Source organism: Aeromonas popoffii, from assembly GCF_037818705.1.
Taxonomy (GTDB): Bacteria; Pseudomonadota; Gammaproteobacteria; order Enterobacterales; family Aeromonadaceae; genus Aeromonas; species Aeromonas popoffii.
In genome coordinates this window covers 215001-236153 of record NZ_CP149129.1, presented here as the reverse complement: position 1 = coordinate 236153, position 21153 = coordinate 215001, and the positions used below count along the sequence as shown (strand labels likewise).

General features: G+C 54.3%; 7 protein-coding genes, 1 tRNA gene, 2 rRNA genes and 2 pseudogenes. 8 read left to right on the top strand and 4 right to left on the bottom strand.

The annotated features are described in order from the left end of the window. Window positions 1-113: 113 nt before the first annotated feature. The gene (locus WJM78_RS01175; protein WP_339012780.1) at window positions 114-428 is read left to right on the top strand and encodes a hypothetical protein; all 315 of its coding nucleotides are present in this window, start codon (window positions 114-116) and stop codon (window positions 426-428) included. 2 nt (window positions 429-430) lie between these two features. Further along, window positions 431-856: a type IV toxin-antitoxin system YeeU family antitoxin gene (locus WJM78_RS01170; RefSeq protein WP_339012777.1), complete on the top strand. Its 426-nt coding sequence runs from the start codon at window positions 431-433 to the stop codon at window positions 854-856. Between the two features lie 4 nt (window positions 857-860). Here the strand turns inward: WJM78_RS01170 and WJM78_RS01165 are convergent. Next, window positions 861-959 (bottom strand): annotated as a pseudogene (locus tag WJM78_RS01165) (transposase); the annotation flags it as partial. A 305-nt stretch (window positions 960-1264) separates the two neighbouring features. On the opposite strand from WJM78_RS01165, the gene WJM78_RS01160 reads away from it, so the two are divergent. The 6 genes and pseudogenes from WJM78_RS01160 (at window position 1265) to WJM78_RS01135 (ending at window position 17527) form a co-directional block, all read left to right on the top strand. Then, window positions 1265-4489 (top strand): Tc toxin subunit A, encoded by a 3225-nt coding sequence (locus tag WJM78_RS01160; RefSeq protein ID WP_339012774.1) that lies wholly within the window; start codon window positions 1265-1267, stop codon window positions 4487-4489. 30 nt (window positions 4490-4519) lie between these two features. Next, entirely contained in the window at window positions 4520-8239 is a 3720-nt protein-coding gene (locus WJM78_RS01155; protein WP_339012771.1) for a neuraminidase-like domain-containing protein, read from the top strand. 55 nt (window positions 8240-8294) lie between these two features. Next, the gene (locus WJM78_RS01150) at window positions 8295-12728 is read left to right on the top strand and encodes a SpvB/TcaC N-terminal domain-containing protein (protein ID WP_339012768.1); all 4434 of its coding nucleotides are present in this window, start codon (window positions 8295-8297) and stop codon (window positions 12726-12728) included. A gap of 56 nt (window positions 12729-12784) precedes the next feature. Further along, the gene (locus tag WJM78_RS01145; protein WP_339012765.1) at window positions 12785-15643 is read left to right on the top strand and encodes an RHS repeat domain-containing protein; all 2859 of its coding nucleotides are present in this window, start codon (window positions 12785-12787) and stop codon (window positions 15641-15643) included. 438 nt (window positions 15644-16081) lie between these two features. Next, window positions 16082-17259: pseudogene (locus WJM78_RS01140) on the top strand (IS256 family transposase). A 52-nt stretch (window positions 17260-17311) separates the two neighbouring features. Next, complete coding sequence (locus tag WJM78_RS01135; RefSeq protein WP_339012762.1) at window positions 17312-17527, top strand: SEC-C metal-binding domain-containing protein; 216 nt, start codon at window positions 17312-17314, stop codon at window positions 17525-17527. Window positions 17528-17723: 196 nt separating this feature from the next. On the opposite strand, the gene WJM78_RS01130 is transcribed toward WJM78_RS01135, so the two are convergent. The 3 genes from WJM78_RS01130 to WJM78_RS01120 all read right to left on the bottom strand — a co-directional run bounded on the left by WJM78_RS01130 (window position 17724) and on the right by WJM78_RS01120 (window position 21025). Beyond that, window positions 17724-17800, bottom strand: a tRNA-Asp gene (locus WJM78_RS01130). A gap of 98 nt (window positions 17801-17898) precedes the next feature. After that, window positions 17899-18013 (bottom strand): 5S ribosomal RNA (gene rrf / locus WJM78_RS01125). A gap of 122 nt (window positions 18014-18135) precedes the next feature. Further along, window positions 18136-21025 (bottom strand): 23S ribosomal RNA (locus WJM78_RS01120). Window positions 21026-21153: the final 128 nt, after the last annotated feature.

Sequence of the window (21153 nt, the reverse complement as noted above, 5' to 3'; positions counted from 1 at the left end):
ACCGCGACCTGGTAGCGGTCAACAGCCACAGCAAGACAGCCCCGCTCATCCACATACAGCATAAAGGGCCAGCCCTCACAGGCTAGCCCTTTGCATCGTCGGACTAATTTCTCATGACTCGCCTTATCACCGGGCTCGAGGTGCATCGCTATGCCCCTGAGCTCAACAAACTGCATCTGCGTAACCGGCAGACGTTACCCGCTCCCGGCATCACCACCATCAAGCAAGCAAAAGCACGCCTGTTTGGCTGTTGGCAGCCGGGGCATCAGGTGACCATCACCGTGAGCCATCCCGACTACGTCAATATCTCCCGGCTCTATCGGGGACGGCTGGCCAGACTGACCGATCTCCCAGAACACCTGACCAGATTGCGACAGCGCCACAACGTGCCCGGCACAATCATCGACATTCAACTGAGGTATCGCTAATCATGACCATGACAACCACCCACACCAACGACCAACACCCTGTAGCGCCAGACCAGCCCACCCGGATTTGTGCGCAGTGGGGCTTGCCTCATACCGTTACACCGCGCTTTGGTGCCCGTCTTATCCAGGAGCACCACCGGCTGCACTTTCTGTCAGACCGCGCCTCACTGGTAGGCGAATGGGCAGAGGAGGCAATAGACCAGCTGGAGGCAATCTTCCCGGCCATCATCAAGGCACTGGAAGCCAAGCTGCTGAGCGGCGAGCTAGATGCCCGACGCCAGCACTGCATCACTATCCAGCACGGCGGTTTCACCTGTGAAGCCGATAGTCATAGCCTTCATGGTGGTCGCCTCTCTCATCAGTGGGAACTTACATTCGCCACTTTGGCACTCATATGCCGTTTTGGGGAGGGGCGACCATCCCATTAATGCCCCCGAGGGTTCGTGCAACGTCAGTCACCGGCCGCCCGCGCTCGGTGATTTGTTTAACCGCTTCGATTTTGAATGTTTCTGGATAACGCTGACGGGTCATAACACCTCCAATAATTACCTCATTTTAAGGCTGTAAGGTGTCTAGGGAATTGGCGCGATTCACTGAATTGCTTGTCTGAACCGGAATAATGGAGAGGCTGGTACAGGCCTTAGTTAATTTGGCTAACAATGTCCATCTAAAAACAAAAACCTATTAATAACAAAGCCTTGAAATGAGCCTTAAATGAAGTTCTTCTTAATTCCCTGTACATAAATGGATTCTTAAAATGTGGGAATGTTACTCATGATGAAGGCGAAATCCACTTGTTCACACCTTCCCTAACCAACTAACCAAGGATAACAATCATGTCGGAAAAAACCTTGTTTTCAGGTGCTTCAGCTGTGTTGTTAAACCGCGCTGGCTATCAGTCTGTCTTTGATATTATTCGTCAGGAGCGCGCGGTTTTTGTGCAGTCCTTGCCCGACGTTCAGGAAATTGAGTCACAACACATCTACCATGAAGCCCGGCAACGGGCAGAAAACCTCAGGTCTTTGTATCGTGCCTGGCAACTGCGTCAGGAGCCGGTCATTGGCGGCTTGAAAAAGCTCTCGACCACCTCATCCCAACCGTTACATGAAACACTGACACGCAATATTGCCGGGGATGGAGACTTTTCTGACCTGCTGTCACGCAGCAGTGACTATGCGGATGCCGCATCCATTCAATCCCTCTTTTCCCCGGGGCGTTATGCGGCTGCTTTGTACAGGGTTGCCAAGACCCTGCATCAGGAAAATTCTGCGCTGCACATCGACCAACGCCGCCCCGACCTGAAAGGCCTTATTCTGAGCGAGGCCGCGATGAACCAGCAGGTGACAGCACTGGATATCCTGCTGGAGGTTTTACAGAGAGGGGAAGCCGGACTGGTGACGTTGGCGGATACCTACTATCCGATGACCCTGCCTTATGACGATAACCTGATGCAAATCAACGCCGCGTTGAGCGCACAGGGACGCACCTTGAATGGCTTGGGGGATACACTGTCTGATGCCATGGGGGCGGCATTCGCCACCATGGCATCACCCCGCCTTTTTGTAGCCCCTCGCGTCATTGCAGGCCAGCATGAAGGCCAGACATTTTATCTGAAGGCAAAGAAAAGTGGTCAGAATGCCGCTGTATGCCTTTCCAGCCCTTCGACAGCAGGCACGGCGAACAGTGCGCATCTAACGCTGGGTCAGCCTTTGTCGGTGGCGGTCCCACTAAGGTTTACCTGGGTCCCAGAACATAACCGCAATACGCTGTATTTGGGGGTAAGCGGCGAGACTGCCGTTGAAGGCACCACATTGACGGCGAATTTCCTGAAGGGAGATAGCGGTCAAAATAGCGGGCAGACCGGACGATATGCCTTGATGGATAATCTCAACGGGTCTGGGCTGTCCGTTGGCCACCATCTGCTGGTGACTATTGAGCCGCATCATGACGCAGGTGCCATCAAACTCAAAACCCCCCAAGGCTACATTGGGTGGGAGCCAGAAGCCCCAGCCACGGACGGTGCAGATCCCCTGATCTTGGACGCGCCAGAAGGCGAGGCACTGGCTTTTATTCTTTGCAAAGATGCCAATGGTACCCCGATGGAAGATACCACCGAGGTATTTCCGCTAAGGGCAGACACGCAACCCTCACCGCCCACTCGCAACACGCTCAAATTGACTCCAAACAGCTTTCAGTTGCTGGTGCAAGCAGACTTGACCTTGGAGAATGTCACCACCCACTATGGTCTGAATAAGTTGCAGAATGAAGCCGCCCTTGCAACAACGCTGAACAATATTGGCACCTATTGTCAGAGAACCGGGCTGACGTTTAATCAATTGCTTGGCCTGACCGCTCAGCGCTCATTTACTTGCAATGCCGATGCCCCCGCCAGCCGCTATAAGCAATTCGGCGCATCGAGCCATGCATCAGTCCAAAGTTATGGGGCCGTCTATCTGAATGGGGCTATCAATAATAAAGATACCCCCCACTTCCTGTGGGTGCAGTCCGATGGGGAGACGTTGAACTTTCAGGCCAGTACGGTCGTAGAGCTGGCCGGGCGGGCTGGGAAACTGGTTCGCCTGAAGAACCAGACCGGACTTTCGTTCGAGATGCTGGATTGGCTGATAGTCAATGCCAGTCGCAGCGCCAGTACGGCCGACCCCGTTCGAGGGCAGAAGGCGCTGTTGGACAGACCGGTGCTCGATATGCTGGCGACCTACGTCAGCTTGCAGCAGCGCTACGGAATTGACGTCAATACCTTTGTCTCTTTTATCGGCGATATCAACCCATATGCCCCGAGTCAGGAAAAAAGCTTCTTCGAAACCTGCTTCACGTCGCTGGACGGCAATCGCTCTATTTCGTTAAACCAGCATGTCAGCACCACAACAGGAGAGCTCACAGCCATCTGCTATCAGGCACTCGGGGTGACCAGTGACGAATTTACTCGAATTACGGCCTATTGCTTTGGCGGCCCCCAAGACTCTATCACCCTCACCCCGGGGAATGCTGGCAGGCTTTACCGCTTTGGTGCCATTCCTCGCATGCTGGGGCTGACGTTTGCCCAAGCAGAGCAACTGTGGCGATTAATGGCGGGAGGGCAGGATAGCTTGCTGCGCCAACTGGGAGCAGCAGACACACTCAACGCCCCAACTCTGATCGCCCGTACCGAGCAAGTGCTGGCCTGGATGCACGATACCGGCCTTAATCTAGTGCAGTTACAAGGGATGGTCAGTGAACAACACAGCGCCACGGCAACAGCAGAAATGTTCACCTTCCTGCAGACCATCATGAACAGCGTTCATCCGCGCTCAAATCAACCACCGTCTGAGGATGCCGCCCTGGCGCAACAATTGCACCGCACACTGGCCAGTGGTTTCAACCTGAAGGCCAATGTCATGGCCAGGTTGTTGGACTGGCAAACCGCCTTGCGCAGCGGTGATGATGAAGATGTGTTTACCGTCGATGCCTACTGGCAGTCCATTCAGGCGCTATTCAATGGCGACGCCTCCATCGATCAATTGCAGCAAAAGACAACCCTGGTCACCTGGACCCAGCAACTCAGTCAACTGGTGGTGATTGCACACTGGCTATCGCTGACGGAACTGGATTTACAATTGCTGACAAAGACTCCCACTCAGTTGCATGGCGACTGGAGCCAGCCCCCCTCACCATCACTTGCGGTGTTGCTGCTGTTGTCACGCTTCAAAACCTGGCAAACCCAGGTCACGGTATCCCGTGATGAAGCTCTGCGTCTGCTGGAGCAGCTCAACGAAAAGAGCATGTGCGCCGAGGCTGCACATGGTCTGATTGCCGCCATGCACCAGCAGGATGAAACCACGACACAGCAGGTGATGGCCCACCTATTTGACGCAGGCTGGCCGCAGGATTTCGCCTCGCTTTGGCAATTGCTGACTTGGTTACGCACCGGCGTTGCCTTGAATGTGGGAGCTGCGACACTTGGTGACCTGCAGACCATGATGCACCCCACCCCAGAGGCCGAAGAATGCGACCTGATTAAGTCCGTCAGCCGCAACCTGAGTGCCGGCATCAGCCAGCGTTAACCTTGAAACTGATATTAGAAGGATAACCCCATGTCTTCCGCATTGTTTACTCAGCAGTTGAAAGAAGCCCGCCGGGATGCACTGGTCAGCCATTATATCGCCAACCATGATTTCAGTGGCTGTAACGGCAGCATCAATAACGCCAATGACCTGTACGAATACCTGCTGCTGGATACCAAAATCAGCGACCATGTCATTACTACGCCATTGTCTGAAGGCATTAACAGTCTGCAGTTGGCAATTCACCGGGCAATGGAAGGTTATGACGGCAATTTGGCCACAACCGCACAGTCTTGGTTCGCCGAGGATGCATTTTTGGCTAACTGGGACCGCTACAACAAACGTTACAGCACCTGGGCAGGCAAGGAAAAACTGCGCTTTTATGCCGGCAACTATATTAACCCGATATTAAGAACCAATAAAAGCTCACAATTCAAAGAGGCGGAGAATAGCGTAAACAGAGGAAAGCTGACTGCCAACTTGGTGGAGAACGCTTTATTAAATCACGTCAGTAACTTTGACAGGATAGCTAGTATAAAACACCTTTGCGCCAGCATTGCGAACTCGGAGCTAACCCATCTATACATTACTGGCCGACAGAATAATGGCCAATACTACTGGCGTGAAGTCTGGCTGGATAAGTCTATCCATAAATTTAGCAAGCCCATCCACTGGAGTTGCTGGCAGTCTCTGCCAGCAGCAATAAAATCCCCTATTAATGATAATGTTGTTATGACGAATAGCCCTCAAGGCGTGCTCTGCTTATGGAGTGCAATGGAGAGAATCCAATCCTCAGAGAGCACAGCTAAAGATGTTGAAGTCTCTTACTGTTGGCTCATGAGGCATGAAGGGCAATGGGAGCAGTATGAAGACGCGATTCAGCTTACGCTTTCCGCCCCGAAAGATGGGTGGGGTCGTATTATTCCTGTAGAATTCAACAGTTATAATATTGAACGCAAGAGCGGTTCTTTGCATCACGATGTTAACGGCACTGTTAAGTGGGACGACAGGAGAAAGGCACTGACAGTCAGCGTGACGGAAATTAATAACCCTACATATATGTCAGGCCTGGCAGTATGCACCCTCCATAATCATGGTTCGTACTATACAATAAAAAAGCGACTCCTAACCATAGGTAAACATGAAACCAAGTCAATAGCGATTTCATTCGAGAGCGACGAAATATATGCATTGGGCGGCTGGAGGGCGGATGACTATTTGGAATACTCCGCCCCGTTAATCATGTCTCTTGAAAACGCACAGCCAACTACTTGGCAGTACGGCAATTTCAAAGTGGATGACAATCTAAATGTCTGGCTCAATTTCAATTCAAGCTCTACCGCTTTCACTGTCGCGTCTCCCTCAGTCTCACTGAACAGTTTACTGAAGAATGGTATTGAAAGCTTTCTGAGTTACAACAATCAAAAAATGATTGCAGAGGAAGGCACATGGCTTTACAAATCTGAATTTAGTTATCTAAATCCAATTAAAGGTGGTGATGCATTTACCGGACCGTATGGACTGTGCCTGTGGGAAATTTTCTTCCATCTCCCGTTCCTGTTCGCCACCCGCTTGCAGACCGAACAACGCTTTGAAGAGGCATACATCTGGTATAAATACATTTTCAACAGTGCAGGTTATCGCGATGCCGATGGGAAGTTGTTGCTCGATGATGCCGGTTCTCCGCGCTACTGGAACTGTTACCCGCTGCAGCACGACACCGGCTGGGACAGTGAACTGTTGCCCAGCAGTGACCCGGATGCGATTGCCATGGCTGACCCGATGCACTACAAGCTGGCCATTTTCCTGCACACCCTTGACCTGCTGATTACCCGTGGCGATACGCTATATCGCCAGTTAGAGCGCGATACGCTGGCGGAAGCCAAAATGTACTATATGCAGGCCCAGCAGTTATTGGGCCCCCGTCCGGATATCCGTCAGACCAACAGATGGCCTGATCCGACACTCAGTGAGGAAGCTGGCAATATTACCACCCCGCTGACCGCTGGCGAGACCGTGACGTTCGTTCAGTGGCTGCGGGCTGGTGATGCTCACGACATGGGCGACGGCCACTTCCTGCCACCCTATAACGACGCCCTGCTGGCCTACTGGGACAAGCTTGAATTGCGGTTGTATAACCTGCGCCACAACCTGAGCCTGAACGGCCAACCCCTGAGCCTGCGGCTGTATGCCACACCGATGGATCCGGCAGAATTGCATCGCCAGCAAAGCGGCGGAGATGGCCCTCAGGGTGAGGTTGCACCAGGCAATCATGTAGCCACCGGTTGGCGCTACCCCTTGCTGTCCGAGTTTGCCCGCTCGGCGGTCTCTCAATTGATGCAGTTTGGCAGTTCGCTGCAAAACGCCCTGGAGCGGCAGGACAATGAGCGAATGACCCTGTTGCTGCAGACACAGCAGGTATCGGTGCTGGGCCAGCAGCAGGAGGTGGCCCAGAAAAATCTTGACAGCCTCACTGCAAGTCTTAAAGCCCTGAGGGTCAGTCACGAGACGGCCACGCTGCATAAGACCCATTACGACAACCTGCTCAATGGCGGGCTCTCGGCGGGTGAAATCGCCGCACTGACGCTGCGCAGTACCAGCATGGCCAGCAACCTTGTATCGATAGGCACCGCCATTGCCGGCGGGGCGCTCAGTGCCGTGCCAAATACCTTTGGCTTGGCCAATGGCGGCGGCGACTTTGGTGCGCCACTGCATGCGGCCACGCAGGTCACCCAGACCCTCGCCCATACCCTGGATCAATCGGCCACTATCAGCGACATCACCGCCGGTTATCAGCGTCGGGCGGAAGAATGGATGTTGCAGCGCAATAGTGCCGAGAAAGAGCAAGCACAACTGACGGCACAGATTGACAGCTTGCAACAGCAAATCGTCATGGCACAAAAACAGATGGCACTGAACGAGCTGGAGGCGGCCAACGCCCAGGAACAATACGAGCTGCAGGTCAGTCGTTTTACCGGGCAGGCCTTGTATAACTGGCTGGCGGGTCGATTGTCCGCCCTGTATTACCAACAGTATGACGCGACGCTCCCCGTCTGCTTGCAGGCCCGGGCGGCTCTGGAGCAGGAGTTGGGCAAGGGGTTGACTGACAAACTGTTCAGAACCCCGGTGTGGGATGACCTGTGGCAGGGGTTGCTGGCGGGCGAAGGTCTGAATGTGGAGCTGCAGAAACTGAGCAATATCTGGCTGGAAAACAGCGCCAAAGGACTAGAGGCGACCCGGACGGTCTCTCTTGCAGCCCAGCGCGAGGAGCCCAGTGGCAGCCTGCGGATGACCATCAGCCAAATACTGGCCGATAAGCCGGATACACCCACTCGCGGGGTGGAGCTCAAGCTGAAGGATGGCATGTTCATTGCCGAACTGACGCTAGCCGAGTTGGGGCTGGGCACGTCTTACAATATGGACCACCTAGCCAAAACGCGGTTCGTTAAAAATATCGCGGTGACCTTGCCGACGCTGTTGGGCCCTTACCAGGACATCGAGGCCACCCTGCAGTTGGGCGATGAGATAGCCACCTTGTCTCACGGCATGAATGACTCGGGCCGATTTGTCACCAATTTCGTGGGCAGTCAGTTCCTGCCGTTTGAGGGGGCAGACCCCACCACCGGCACGCTGACACTGACATTGTTTAACGTCAAGAAAGACGGGGCACCTGCAGCCCAATACGCCACGGTGGAAAACTTGAGCGATATTATTTTCCACATCCATTACATCCTGCGCGACAAGGCGTAACCCCTTCCACTTGAATAAGACAGACCGCCTGCGGGCGGTCTGTCGGGAGTTAGCTATGCAAAATTCAGATGAACTGCGTCAGGGTGCACCCACGCTGCCCAAGGGGGGAGGTAGCCTGACGGGGTTGAATGGTACTTTGAGTGCTATCGGCCCCGACGGCGCGGCCGGATTGACACTTCCGCTGCCGATTTCTGCTGGCCGAGGAGAAGCCCCTACGCTGGCCTTGCATTACAGTAGCCATGCAGGCAATGGGGCTTTTGGCATGGGGTGGGACCTGAGCCTGCCGCGCATCAGTCGCCGAACCCGCGAGGGCGTGCCCACCTACCAAGACAGTGATGAGTTTGTGGGGCCAGACGGTGAAGTGCTGGTGCAGGTCAGTCATGATGCAGGTGCCCGTTTCCGTGACACCTTGTTGGACATTGCACTGGGGGCGGAGTTTGCTGTCACCACCTACCGCTCACGAATCGAGCAAGACTTTGGTCGTTTTGAATACTGGTCCTCGCGGGAGGGGAATACCGAGGATTTTTGGGTGCAGTATGCCCCGGATGGTCATATCGCCCTGCTGGGGAAAAACTCTCACGCCCGGTTATCCAACCCGGAGAACCCCGAGCAAACCGCACAATGGCTGCTGGAGTCTTCGGTGTCCGTGACCGGAGAGCAATGCTATTACCGTTACCGGGCTGAAGACGAAGTAGGCAGCACGCCCAATGAGGTCAGCGCCCACCCTTCGGCTTTTGCGCAGCGCTACCTCACCGCAGTGTACTACGGTAACCTGACTGCAGGGCGCGAGCCTCCTGGGCTGAGGACAAATGCCCTGTCCGCAGAGGACTGGCTGTTCTGCCTGGTACTGGACTATGGCGAGCGAAGTTTGGCTCTGTCTGATATCCCCCCCTTTGCCTCTTTGGGGGACTGGTTATGTCGACAGGACAGTTTTTCTCGCTATGAGTACGGCTTTGAGGTTCGCACCCGCCGCCTGTGTCGTCAGGTCATGATGTTCCATCGACTGGAGACCTTGGCTGGTCAGGCTCAAGATGATGAAACACCCACGCTGGTCAACCGCTTGCTGCTGGAATATGAAGAAACGCCCACCGTCAGTCTGCTTACCGCCGCGCGTCAGGTAGCCTATGAGCCTGATGAAGACGGCACATTACGGACTCTGCCTCCGCTGGAGTTTGGCTGGCAGACATTCGCCCCCCCCGCACAGCCCGATTGGCAAGTCTGCCATGACCTGCAAAACCTGAATGCTCAACACCCTTATCAACTGATTGACTTGCACGGAGAGGGGGCGGCTGGCGTGTTGTATCAGGACCAGGGTGCCTGGTGGTACCGCGCACCGCTGCGACAGTCGAGCAGTGATGACAAGGAGGCCATCACTTGGGCAGCCGCAACCCCATTACCATCCATTCCTTCGCAGCAACAGGGGGCCATGCTGCTCGACCTTAGAGGTGAGGGACGACCGCAGTGGGTGGTCACTCATTCTGGTGTCGCTGGGGTCTACGACCAAACTGTGTCGGGAGGATGGCAACATTTTGCTCCCCTGCAGGCATTACCGGTGGAGTATGGACATCCTCGTGCCAAGTTAGCAGGCCTGCTGGGAAACGGGCGGGTTGATGTTGTAATGATTGGTCCCCGCAGCGTTAGACTTTACGCCGGGACGGGGTCGGGTTGGCAGCCAGCGCAAACGGTGTTGCAATCTGCCGGGGTGATACTGCCTATTCCTGATGCAGACCCGCAAACGCTGGTGGCCTTTAGCGATCCGCTGGGGTCTGGACAACCCCATTTGGTGCAGGTTCGCTCAAATGGGGTCACATGCTGGCCTAACTTGGGACAAGGACGGTTTGGCGCTCCGATTGACATTGACGGCTTCAGTCAACCAGCCACCACGTTTAATCCGCAGCAGATCTATCTGGCTGATATTGATGGTTCTGGAACAACGGACCTGATTTATGCGCATGCCGACCGGCTGGAAATTTATTTGAATCAAAGCGGTAACCGCTTTGCGGCTCCGTTTAGCGTAACGTTCCCTGACGGAGCGGCCTATGACCGAACCTGCCAGTTACAGGTTGCAGATATCCAAGGGTTGGGGGTGGCGAGTCTGCTGCTGAGCCGTCCGCACCCGACACCGCAGCACTGGGTCTGCCATCTGACCCTCACCAAGCCTTGGCTGCTAAACGTGATGAACAACAACATGGGGGCTCAGCACAACCTGCATTACCGCAGTGCAGCCCAATTCTGGTTGGATGAAAAGGCGTTGCGTCAATCTCAGGGAGATGTGGCCCCGGCCAGTTACCAGCCGTTGCCGTTGCACTTGTTGTGGCGCAGTGAGTGGCAGGATGAGGTGACGGGTAACAAAGTGGTCAGCGAAGCGCGTTACCGACATGGTGTCTGGGACAGTCGGGAGCGGGAGTTTCGTGGCTTCGGATATGTTGAGGTACAAGACTCTGAATTGATGACCAGTCAGGGGACTGGGGCAGGACGGGCACTGCCGACATTGACTCGTCAGTGGTTTTCGACCGGCTTTTCTATTGTCGACAAGCAGCTGCCATATGAATACTGGCAGGCCGACAAGCAGGCTTTCGGACCGTTTTTTCCCCGTCTAACGATAGGGGAAGGGGAAGAGGAATCGGTCTATACGCCAGAAGATAACGAGGTTTTCTGGCTGAACCGAGCAATGAAGGGGATGCTACTGCGCAGTGAAGTGTATGGGATGGACGAGAGTGCGCAAGCCAGCGTGCCCTATACGGTTACCGAAAATCGGCTGCAGGTTCGTCTGATTGAAACGGATGGCCCATCTGTGGTGGCTTGGCCATCCAGTGCCGAAAGCCGGACATATACTTATGAGCGCATCATCAATGACCCACAATGCCAACAACTTATCGTACTGGCCAGTGATGCGTATGGGCAGCCATTACGTCAGGTGACGGTAAATTACCCACGGCGGGCCAAACCAGCAACCAGCCCTTACCCGGACAGTATACCGCCGACCCTGTTTGACAGCAGTTACGATGAGCAGCAGGCGATGCTGCGGCTGACGCTGCAGCAATACAGCTGGCATCACCAGATTGATACAGACAACGGCATCCGGGTACTGGGTTTACCGGACAGGTCACGCGGGGATGCCTTTACATACGCTGACGCACTCCTCCCTGTTGCCGGTGTGACGCTGGAAAGCCTGCAGGACAGCGGCGGCCTGATTGCAGGCTCGCAGCCTTACGCGTTTATTGGGCAACAGCAGATCTGGTATCAGGACATTCAGGGGATCCCAACCACCGAAAGTCCCACGCCTCAGGCTCTGGTCGCCTTTACCGATATCGCCATCTTCGATGAAGATATCGTGCTGAGCCTGTCTGACAGCATTACCACCGACCAACTGACAGCGGCCGGCTATCAGCAGTCTGACTATCTGTTTGCCCGTCCCGGGGAGTCTCTGCTATGGACCGCTCGCCTAGGTCACACTGTTTATGACTCGGCTGCGCACTTCTGGCGTCCTGTGGCTTTTCGTGAAACGGCCTTGACAGGGGCAAGTACCCTGACCTGGGACCTCCATCACTGTGTGGTGACAGGACATCAGGATGCCGCTGGGCTCACCACCTCTGCCCATTATGACTACCGTTTTCTGATACCAAACCAACTCACAGATGTGAATGATAACGTCAGTGTTCTGACATTGGATGCCTTGGGAAGAGTGACCTCAAGCCGCTTTTGGGGCACTGAAGCAGGACGAGACATCGGCTACAGTCAACTCCCTATTACGCTGCCGGAAAATATAGACCAGGCACTGCAACTGACCGCGCCGCTCCCCGTGGCCAGCTGTCAGGTTTACGTGCCAGACAGCTGGATGCCCGTGGTCAGTCAGATACAGTTAACGCGCGCCGGGTTGACGCACACGGATGCCCTGACTCAGCGAATTCTGACCGAGGATGGCCGACTACGGGCACTGGCTGGCATCCGAAATGGACCAAGCGCCCTGTCAACACCGCTACGTCGCTTGCTTGCCGAGACGTCACGTTTACCTCCCCATGGATTGGCGTTGGTGACTGACCGGTACGACTGCGACTCACAACAACAAATCCGTCAACAAGTGACGTTTAGCGATGGATTTGGTCGGGTTCTACAGATGGCGGTACGTCATGAGGCCGGAAATGCATGGCAGCGCAATGAAGATGGCAGTCTAAATGTGGACGAGATGGGGGGCCTATTGAATGACGCTACCAACTTTCGCTGGGCGGTTACCGGGCGGACTGAGTACGACAATAAAGGGCAACCTATACGGACCTATCAACCCTATTTCCTCAATGACTGGCGTTATGTCAGTGATGACAGTGCGCGTCGGGACCTGCATGCAGACACCCACTGTTACGATCCGCTGGGGAGAGAATGGCAGGTCATTACCGCTAAAGGCTGGCTACGTCGAGCGCAATTCACCCCCTGGTTCGTGGTTAGTGAGGATGAAAATGACACCCTCGTGACGGACGGCAACAAAGAGTGAACCGGATACCGGCAGTTCACCTGCCGGTTTTTATCATGACGTTATGGGAAAAAATAATGAACACATCGCTTTACAGCAACACCCCGACGGTTACGGTCCTCGACAACCGTGGCCTGACCGTCCGTGACATTGCGTACCACCGCCATCCTAGCTCGCCGCGCGTCACGGATGATCGTGTCACCCGCCACCAGTTCGATGCCCGAGGCTTCCTAACGAAGAGCGCTGACCCACGCCTACACGATACCGGGCGGGTGAACTTCAGCTACCTTACAGACCTTTACGGAACCACTTTGCGTACTCAGGGCGCCGATGACGGGACCACCCTGGCCCTGAGCGATGCCGCTGGCCGGCCGTTCATCGAGGTCTGCAATATCCGCACTGCGGATGACGGCACGCAGGACAGCGGTCAGGCCGTGACCCGCACCTGGCAATATGAGGAAACGTCACTACCCGGTCGTCCGCTGAGCATCACGGAGCAAGTCACCGATGAAGACGCGCGGATTGCTGAGCGGTTCGTGTATGCCGGCAACACTGATGCAGAGAAGATCATGAACCTGGCCGGACAATGCGTCAGTCACTATGATACCGCTGGTCTGGTCCAGATGGACAGCGTGGCACTGACCGGCGAGCCGCTATCTGTCACCCGCCGCCTGCTGAAGAACGCGGATAGCCCCGACGTCGTGGCCGATTGGCAGGGCGCAGATGTGTCCGCCTGGAATGGCCTGCTGAATGGTGAGGTATATACCACCCTGACCACTGCGGACGCCACCGGGTCGGTGCTGACCACCACGGATGCAAAAGGTAATAGGCAGCGGGTGGCGTACGACGTGGCGGGCCTGCTGTCGGGCAGTTGGCTGACGGTGAAAAAAGATGGTGTAGAGAAAGTTATCGTGGAGTCTCTGACGTATTCAGCCGCTGGGCAGAAGTTGCGTGAGGTACACGGTAACGGCGTGGTCACCACATACACGTATGAAGCTGAGACGCAGCGCCACACTGGGATTAAAACAGAGCGCCCTGCCGAGCATATCTCTGGAGCTAAGGTGCTGCAGGACCTGCGCTATACGTATGATCCGGTGGGCAACGTACTGAAAATCAGCAACGATGCTGAAGAGGCGCGCTTCTGGCGTAACCAGAAAGTGGTGCCGAAGAACACTTATACCTACGACAGTCTATACCAGTTGGTCAGCGCCACCGGGCGTGAGATGGCGAATGCCGGCCAGCAGGGCAGCGGTTTACCACCTGTTACCGTTCCCCTGTCCACTGACAGCTCCACATACACAAACTACACCCGAACGTACACCTACGACGAAGCTGGCAACCTGACGCAAATACGCCACAGCGCCCCGGCCACCAACAACAGTTACACCATGGACATCACGGTCAGCAACCGCAGCAACAGGGGTGTGCTGAGCACGCTGACGGAAAATCCTTCAGACGTGGACGCGCTATTCACACCAGGCGGCCAGCAGATGCAGCTATTGCCGGGGCTGAGTCTGGTCTGGACACCACGTAGCGAGCTGCTGAAGGTAACGCCAGTTGTACGTAATGGCAGTGAGGATGACCGTGAAAGCTACCGCTATGACTCGGGCAACCAGCGACTCCTGAAGGTTAGCGTGCAGAAAACGAATGCCAGCATGCAGACGCAGCAGGCAATGTACCTGCCGGGGCTAGAGCTGCGCAGCACGAAAAGCGGTAAAACAGAAACCGAAAGTCTGCAGGTCATTACCGTGGGCGAAGCCGGCCGAGCGCAGGTGCGGGTACTCCACTGGGAGAGTGGAAAGCCGGCAGAAACACACAATGACCAGATGCGTTACAGCTACGACAACCTCATCGGCAGCAGTCAGCTTGAGCTGGATGGCACTGGCAACGTCATCAGCATGGAGGAGTACTATCCGTACGGTGGTACGGCAGTGTGGACCGCCCGCAGCGCGGTGGAAGCGAACTACAAGACAGTGCGGTACTCAGGCAAGGAACGCGATGCGACGGGGCTGTACTATTACGGCTACCGCTACTACCAGCCGTGGGTGGGACGGTGGCTGAGCGCGGACCCGGCGGGCACAGTGGACGGGCTAAACCTGTTCAGAATGGTTAAAAATAATCCGTCATCAGGATTCGATGTTCAGGGGTTGATGTGGAAAGCAGTTGCTTCAGGTGCTGTGGCAGCTGCAACTATGGGTTATGAGGTCTATAAACATTCGGCACCGCCAAAATCAGTTGAACAGACATCATCTTCCTCTTTTGGAAATGATCGAATTCATGCTCTAAATGTCAAACACACGGAAAAACAAAACAAGTTTTCCCTGATGGAAAAGATTAGTAAAAATCTCTCTGGCAGGGGGGGCGTTCTTAGTGACCTTAGCCAAGGTAAATTGCCTGCACATGAATCCATCAAGAATCAGAAGGAAAACATTACTGCATTAGCCGAGTTTTCTCAGACAGGAAACATCTCGCAACTGGACGTTAAACCCATAATAAAAAAATCAATTTCTGATGCACAAAACAATATCCCCACACGTATTTTCCAGGCTGTTAAGGGGTTTCGCACTGTCACTACGGTAGATAAAGAAGGGATCAAGGAGTTAATGGACACTAAAAATATAATTATTGATGAGGTCAAAGACACCGCGGCAGTGGGCGTGTCTATTGGTCTGGCAGGTAATGCAGTTCTGACCGCGGCAAAGGTTTTAATGCCTGTAGCGACTATACCAATAATAGTAGCCCAGGTCGCTTGGGCGGCATCTTCAGTAGGCAAAATCGTTAATGAATCAAATGCAGTAGTAAAAACACACCTTGAAAAATCAGACATAACTCACAAAGGCAGAACAGAGGCACTCAACCAAATTAAATATATAAACATACAAAACAGAAATGAATTAATTAGTGAGGTAAAAAAGTTTATTCCAAGAATGGAGTAGCTTTTACTAAACTATATAAATCCGCATCTTAATTAGCGTTACATCATGTACAGTACCTTAAACAAAGACATTAATTAAAATGTCATTCAAGGTCCTGCTTTTATTGATTTGATGTGTTCGGCGAGTATTTTTTGACAGGATATCGACGACCGACATGGTGAGTGGGTTCCTCAGATCCATGACTGGTGTGGTGGTTATCTGGGAGGTCTTGAGCTGGCTCCATGGCCCACGCTACCGGCGCCAGAAGCTGCTGCACTGGCGATGATAAGTGAACGAGCTATGGTCATTTCTGGTGTACGGAGGGATAGAAGAGGTGGCGTATCCTGCTGATTGATTCCCGCGAAGAATCTCAATCAACAGAGGTGATACGCCATGACCAATTCTACCCTCAGAGCCCTGCCTCAACCAGAGGCCGAGTAAACCGACCCGCTCACGGACCTGCTGCGTGCAGGAGCCAGAGACCTGATTGCCCAAGCTGTGGACGCTGAGCTTCAGGCTCTGCTCGAGCACCACGCTCAGCTCAAGCTCCCCGATGGCCGCCAAGCTGTGGTGCGCAACGGCTTTTTGCCTGAGCGCACCATCCAAACCGGGATCGGCGATGTCGAGATCAAGGTGCCCAAGGTGCGCGACAGAAGTGGCTCAGGGATCTGCTTCAACAGCTCGCTGCTACCGCCCTACCTCAAGCGCTCCAGCAGCATAGAAGAGCTGCTGCCATGGTTGTACCTGCGGGGGATTTCCACTGGGGACTATCAAGAGGCGCTGGGCGCGTTGCTCGGTGAGCAGGCCAAGGGGTTGTCGGCCAACACCATCAGCCGCCTGAAACAACACTGGGGTGATGAGCACCGGGAGTGGAGCCAGCGGGACCTGAGCCTGAAGCGGTATGTGTACTGTTGGGCTGACGGGATATACAGCAACGTGCGCATGGGAGACCGGCTCTGCTTGCTGGTGCTCATCGGCGTGACAGAGCATGGCCACAAGCGGTCGAGGATGGCCTGAGGGAGTCGGAGGCCAGTTGGACAGAGCTCTTGATGGGGCTGCGAGCCAGAGGGCTGGACAAGGGCCCCAAGCTTGCCGTCGGTGATGGCGCCCTGGGTTTTTGGCGAGCGCTGGCCAAGTGCTACCCGGACACGGTCCATCAACGGTGCTGGGTGCACAAGACCGCAAACGTGCTGGCCGCGTTGCCTAAATCAGTGCATGCCAAGGCAAAGGATGCGCTGCATGAAATCTGGATGGCCGAGACAAGGGATGAGGCGCACACGGCGTTTGACCGTATCTTGGTACGCTTTGAAGCGAAGTACCCGAAGGCGATGGAGAAGCTGACGAAAGACCGGGAGGAGTTACTGGCGTTCTATGATTTTCCGGCGGAGCACTGGGTGCATATCCGGACGACGAACCCGATAGAGTCGACGTTTTCTACAGTCAGGCTACGAAGTAAAAGAGCGCGGAACTGCGGGTCTCGGGAGACCACGCTGGCGATGGTTTACAAGCTGCTTGAAGTGGCACAGAAGAAGTGGAAGCGGCTCAAGGGATTTGTGCTGCTGACGTTGGTGGTAAACAACGTGAAATTCAAGGACGGAGTACAGGTGCTGGATGAGTCAGACAGGAATGCCGCCTGACCGACTCCATACACCAGATTTGACAATAGCTCTAAGTGAACCGCTGGAGACCATGCCTACATCGCTGGAAGCTCTCAGCAATGAGCATCTGCAAGAGCAAGCCACCAAGGCCCGCTTTGCCGCACGTATTCTACATGCCTACTTTCTGGCACAACGTGGCGAGCGAGCGGTACGTTCTCAACCAGTGGTGGCACCCATCAAGATTGGCCGCAACGAGCCGTGCCCCTGTGGCAGCGGCAAGAAGTACAAGCACTGCTGTTTGCACTGACCAACAAAATAGATAGCCAGAGAGGGCCACAGGCCCTCTCTGGCTTTGGTTAAACTGAAGGAGTAATGACGATGACCTGTCCAAAGAGATGCTATCGTGGAGAAGGGCAGCCAAGGCCCTGTGGCACACTGTGTGGCATACCCAAATTTCAGGCAAGAAAAAAGCCCAAGCGATTCAATCACTTGGGCTTATATAGTGGCGGAGCGGACGGGACTCGAACCCGCGACCCCCGGCGTGACAGGCCGGTATTCTAACCAACTGAACTACCGCTCCGCTATTTGGTTAGCTTTTCGCTAAATCTTCTGCCGATTATCAGAGGTGTCATCCTCTCGGCCAATGACGTGATTCTTCACATCACTGTTTAATTGGGTGCCTGGCAGTGTCCTACTCTCGCATGGCGAATGCCACACTACCATCGGCGCTACCGCGTTTCACTTCTGAGTTCGGCATGGGATCAGGTGGTTCCACGGCGCTATGGCCGCCAGGCAAATTCTTAATCCAGAAAGCTGACGTGAGTAATGATGTTGCCCCTGGCTTATCACTATCACTGAATTAGGTAAGTAGTTCGTTCATTCGCTACAAGGCCAGAAACACTTCTTGGGTGTTGTATGGTTAAGCCTCACGGGTAATTAGTATGGGTTAGCTCAACACATCACTGCGCTTACACACCCCACCTATCAACGTTGTGGTCTCCAACGGCCCTTTAGGACCCTCAAGGGGTCAGGGATGACTCATCTCAGGGCTCGCTTCCCGCTTAGATGCTTTCAGCGGTTATCGATTCCGAACTTAGCTACCGGGCAGTGCCACTGGCGTGACAACCCGAACACCAGAGGTTCGTTCACTCCGGTCCTCTCGTACTAGGAGCAACTCCCTTCAATCATCCAACGCCCACGGCAGATAGGGACCGAACTGTCTCACGACGTTCTGAACCCAGCTCGCGTACCACTTTAAATGGCGAACAGCCATACCCTTGGGACCGACTTCAGCCCCAGGATGTGATGAGCCGACATCGAGGTGCCAAACACCGCCGTCGATATGAACTCTTGGGCGGTATCAGCCTGTTATCCCCGGAGTACCTTTTATCCGTTGAGCGATGGCCCTTCCATTCAGAACCACCGGATCACTATGACCTACTTTCGTACCTGCTCGACCTGTCCGTCTCGCAGTTAAGCTGGCTTATGCCATTGCACTAACCTCCTGATGTCCGACCAGGATTAGCCAACCTTCGTGCTCCTCCGTTACTCTTTGGGAGGAGACCGCCCCAGTCAAACTACCCACCAGGCACTGTCCGCGAGCCCGATTCAGGGCCCTGCGTTAGAACATCAAACATACAAGGGTGGTATTTCAAGGACGGCTCCAGCGCAACTGGCGTCACGCCTTCAAAGCCTCCCACCTATCCTACACATGTAGGTTCAATGTTCAGTGCCAAGCTGTAGTAAAGGTTCACGGGGTCTTTCCGTCTAGCCGCGGGTACACCGCATCTTCACGGCGAATTCGATTTCACTGAGTCTCGGGTGGAGACAGCATGGCCATGGTTACACCATTCGTGCAGGTCGGAACTTACCCGACAAGGAATTTCGCTACCTTAGGACCGTTATAGTTACGGCCGCCGTTTACCGGGGCTTCGATCAAGAGCTTCGCTTGCGCTAACCCCATCAATTAACCTTCCGGCACCGGGCAGGTGTCACACCCTATACGTCCACTTTCGTGTTTGCAGAGTGCTGTGTTTTTGATAAACAGTCCCAGCCATCTGGTCACTGCGACTCCCAACTGCTCCATCCGCAAGGGACTTCACTGTCAGGAGCGAACCTTCTCCCGAAGTTACGGTTCTATTTTGCCTAGTTCCTTCACCCGAGTTCTCTCAAGCGCCTTGGTATTCTCTACCCGACCACCTGTGTCGGTTTGGGGTACGATGACTTGTAATCTGAAGCTTAGAGGCTTTTCCTGGAAGCAGGGCATCAATGGCTTCACCACCGTAGTGGCTTCGTCTCGTGTCTCAGTGTTGTGTCTCCGGATTTGCCTAGAAACACCACCTACGCACTTTCACCAGGACAACCGTCGCCTGGCCCACCTAGCCTTCTCCGTCCCCCCATCGCAATTACAAGTCGTGCAGGAATATTAACCTGCTTCCCATCGATTACGCCTTTCGGCCTCACCTTAGGGGTCGACTCACCCTGCCCCGATTAACGTTGGACAGGAACCCTTGGTCTTCCGGCGAGGAGGCTTTTCACCCCCTTTATCGTTACTTACGTCAGCATTCGCACTTCTGATATCTCCAGCATACCTCTCGATACACCTTCGCAGACTTACAGAACGCTCCCCTACCACTCACACATAAGTGTGAATCCGCGGCTTCGGTGCCTGGTTTGAGCCCCGTTACATCTTCCGCGCAGGCCGACTCGACTAGTGAGCTATTACGCTTTCTTTAAATGATGGCTGCTTCTAAGCCAACATCCTAGCTGTCTGAGCCTTCCCACATCGTTTCCCACTTAACCAGAACTTTGGGACCTTAGCCGGCGGTCTGGGTTGTTTCCCTCTTCACGACGGACGTTAGCACCCGCCGTGTGTCTCCCGGATATTACTTACTGGTATTCGGAGTTTGCATGGAGTTGGTAAGTCGGGATGACCCCCTAGTCCAAACAGTGCTCTACCCCCAGTAGTATTCGTCCGAGGCGCTACCTAAATAGCTTTCGGGGAGAACCAGCTATCTCCGAGTTTGATTGGCCTTTCACCCCCAGCCACAGGTCATCCCCTAACTTTGCAACGTTAGTGGGTTCGGTCCTCCAGTTGATGTTACTCAACCTTCAACCTGCCCATGGCTAGATCACCCGGTTTCGGGTCTACACCTTGCAACTAGACGCCCAGTTAAGACTCGGTTTCCCTACGGCTCCCCTATACGGTTAACCTCGCTACAAAATGTAAGTCGCTGACCCATTATACAAAAGGTACGCAGTCACCCCGAAGGGCTCCCACTGCTTGTACGTACACGGTTTCAGGTTCTATTTCACTCCCCTCACAGGGGTTCTTTTCGCCTTTCCCTCACGGTACTGGTTCACTATCGGTCAGTCAGGAGTATTTAGCCTTGGAGGATGGTCCCCCCATATTCAGACAGGATGTCACGTGTCCCGCCCTACTCGATTTCACTTCAAGGTCGTTTTCATGTACGGGGCTATCACCCTGTATCGCTGGCCTTTCCAGGACCATTCCACTAACTTCCAAGAAACTTAAGGGCTAATCCCCGTTCGCTCGCCGCTACTGAGGGAATCTCGGTTGATTTCTTTTCCTCGGGGTACTTAGATGTTTCAGTTCTCCCGGTTCGCCTCTATTACCTATGTATTCAGTAATAGATACCCAGCTTATGCTGGGTGGGTTTCCCCATTCGGAAATCTGTGAGTAATAGCGTCTCTTACCGACTTCTCACAGCTTATCGCAGGTTAGTACGTCCTTCATCGCCTCTGACTGCCAAGGCATCCACCATGTACGCTTAGTCACTTAACCATACAACCCCAAGAAGTGTCGTCGAAACAACGCGTCTTGTTGAAGTACAACAAGGACCAAAATAAATTTTGGTTTTCGCCAAGAAGTTTCCAAAGCACTTGTAACAAATGTTTGAGAACTACTTTTTA

Coding starts and splice junctions, on each gene's coding strand:
- WJM78_RS01155 (WP_339012771.1), top strand. CDS start 4,520: ATGTCTTCCGCATTGTTTACTCAGCAGTTGAAAGAAGCCCGCCGGGAT.
- WJM78_RS01170 (WP_339012777.1), top strand. CDS start 431: ATGACCATGACAACCACCCACACCAACGACCAACACCCTGTAGCGCCA.
- WJM78_RS01135 (WP_339012762.1), top strand. CDS start 17,312: ATGCCTACATCGCTGGAAGCTCTCAGCAATGAGCATCTGCAAGAGCAA.
- WJM78_RS01150 (WP_339012768.1), top strand. CDS start 8,295: ATGCAAAATTCAGATGAACTGCGTCAGGGTGCACCCACGCTGCCCAAG.
- WJM78_RS01145 (WP_339012765.1), top strand. CDS start 12,785: ATGAACACATCGCTTTACAGCAACACCCCGACGGTTACGGTCCTCGAC.
- WJM78_RS01175 (WP_339012780.1), top strand. CDS start 114: ATGACTCGCCTTATCACCGGGCTCGAGGTGCATCGCTATGCCCCTGAG.
- WJM78_RS01160 (WP_339012774.1), top strand. CDS start 1,265: ATGTCGGAAAAAACCTTGTTTTCAGGTGCTTCAGCTGTGTTGTTAAAC.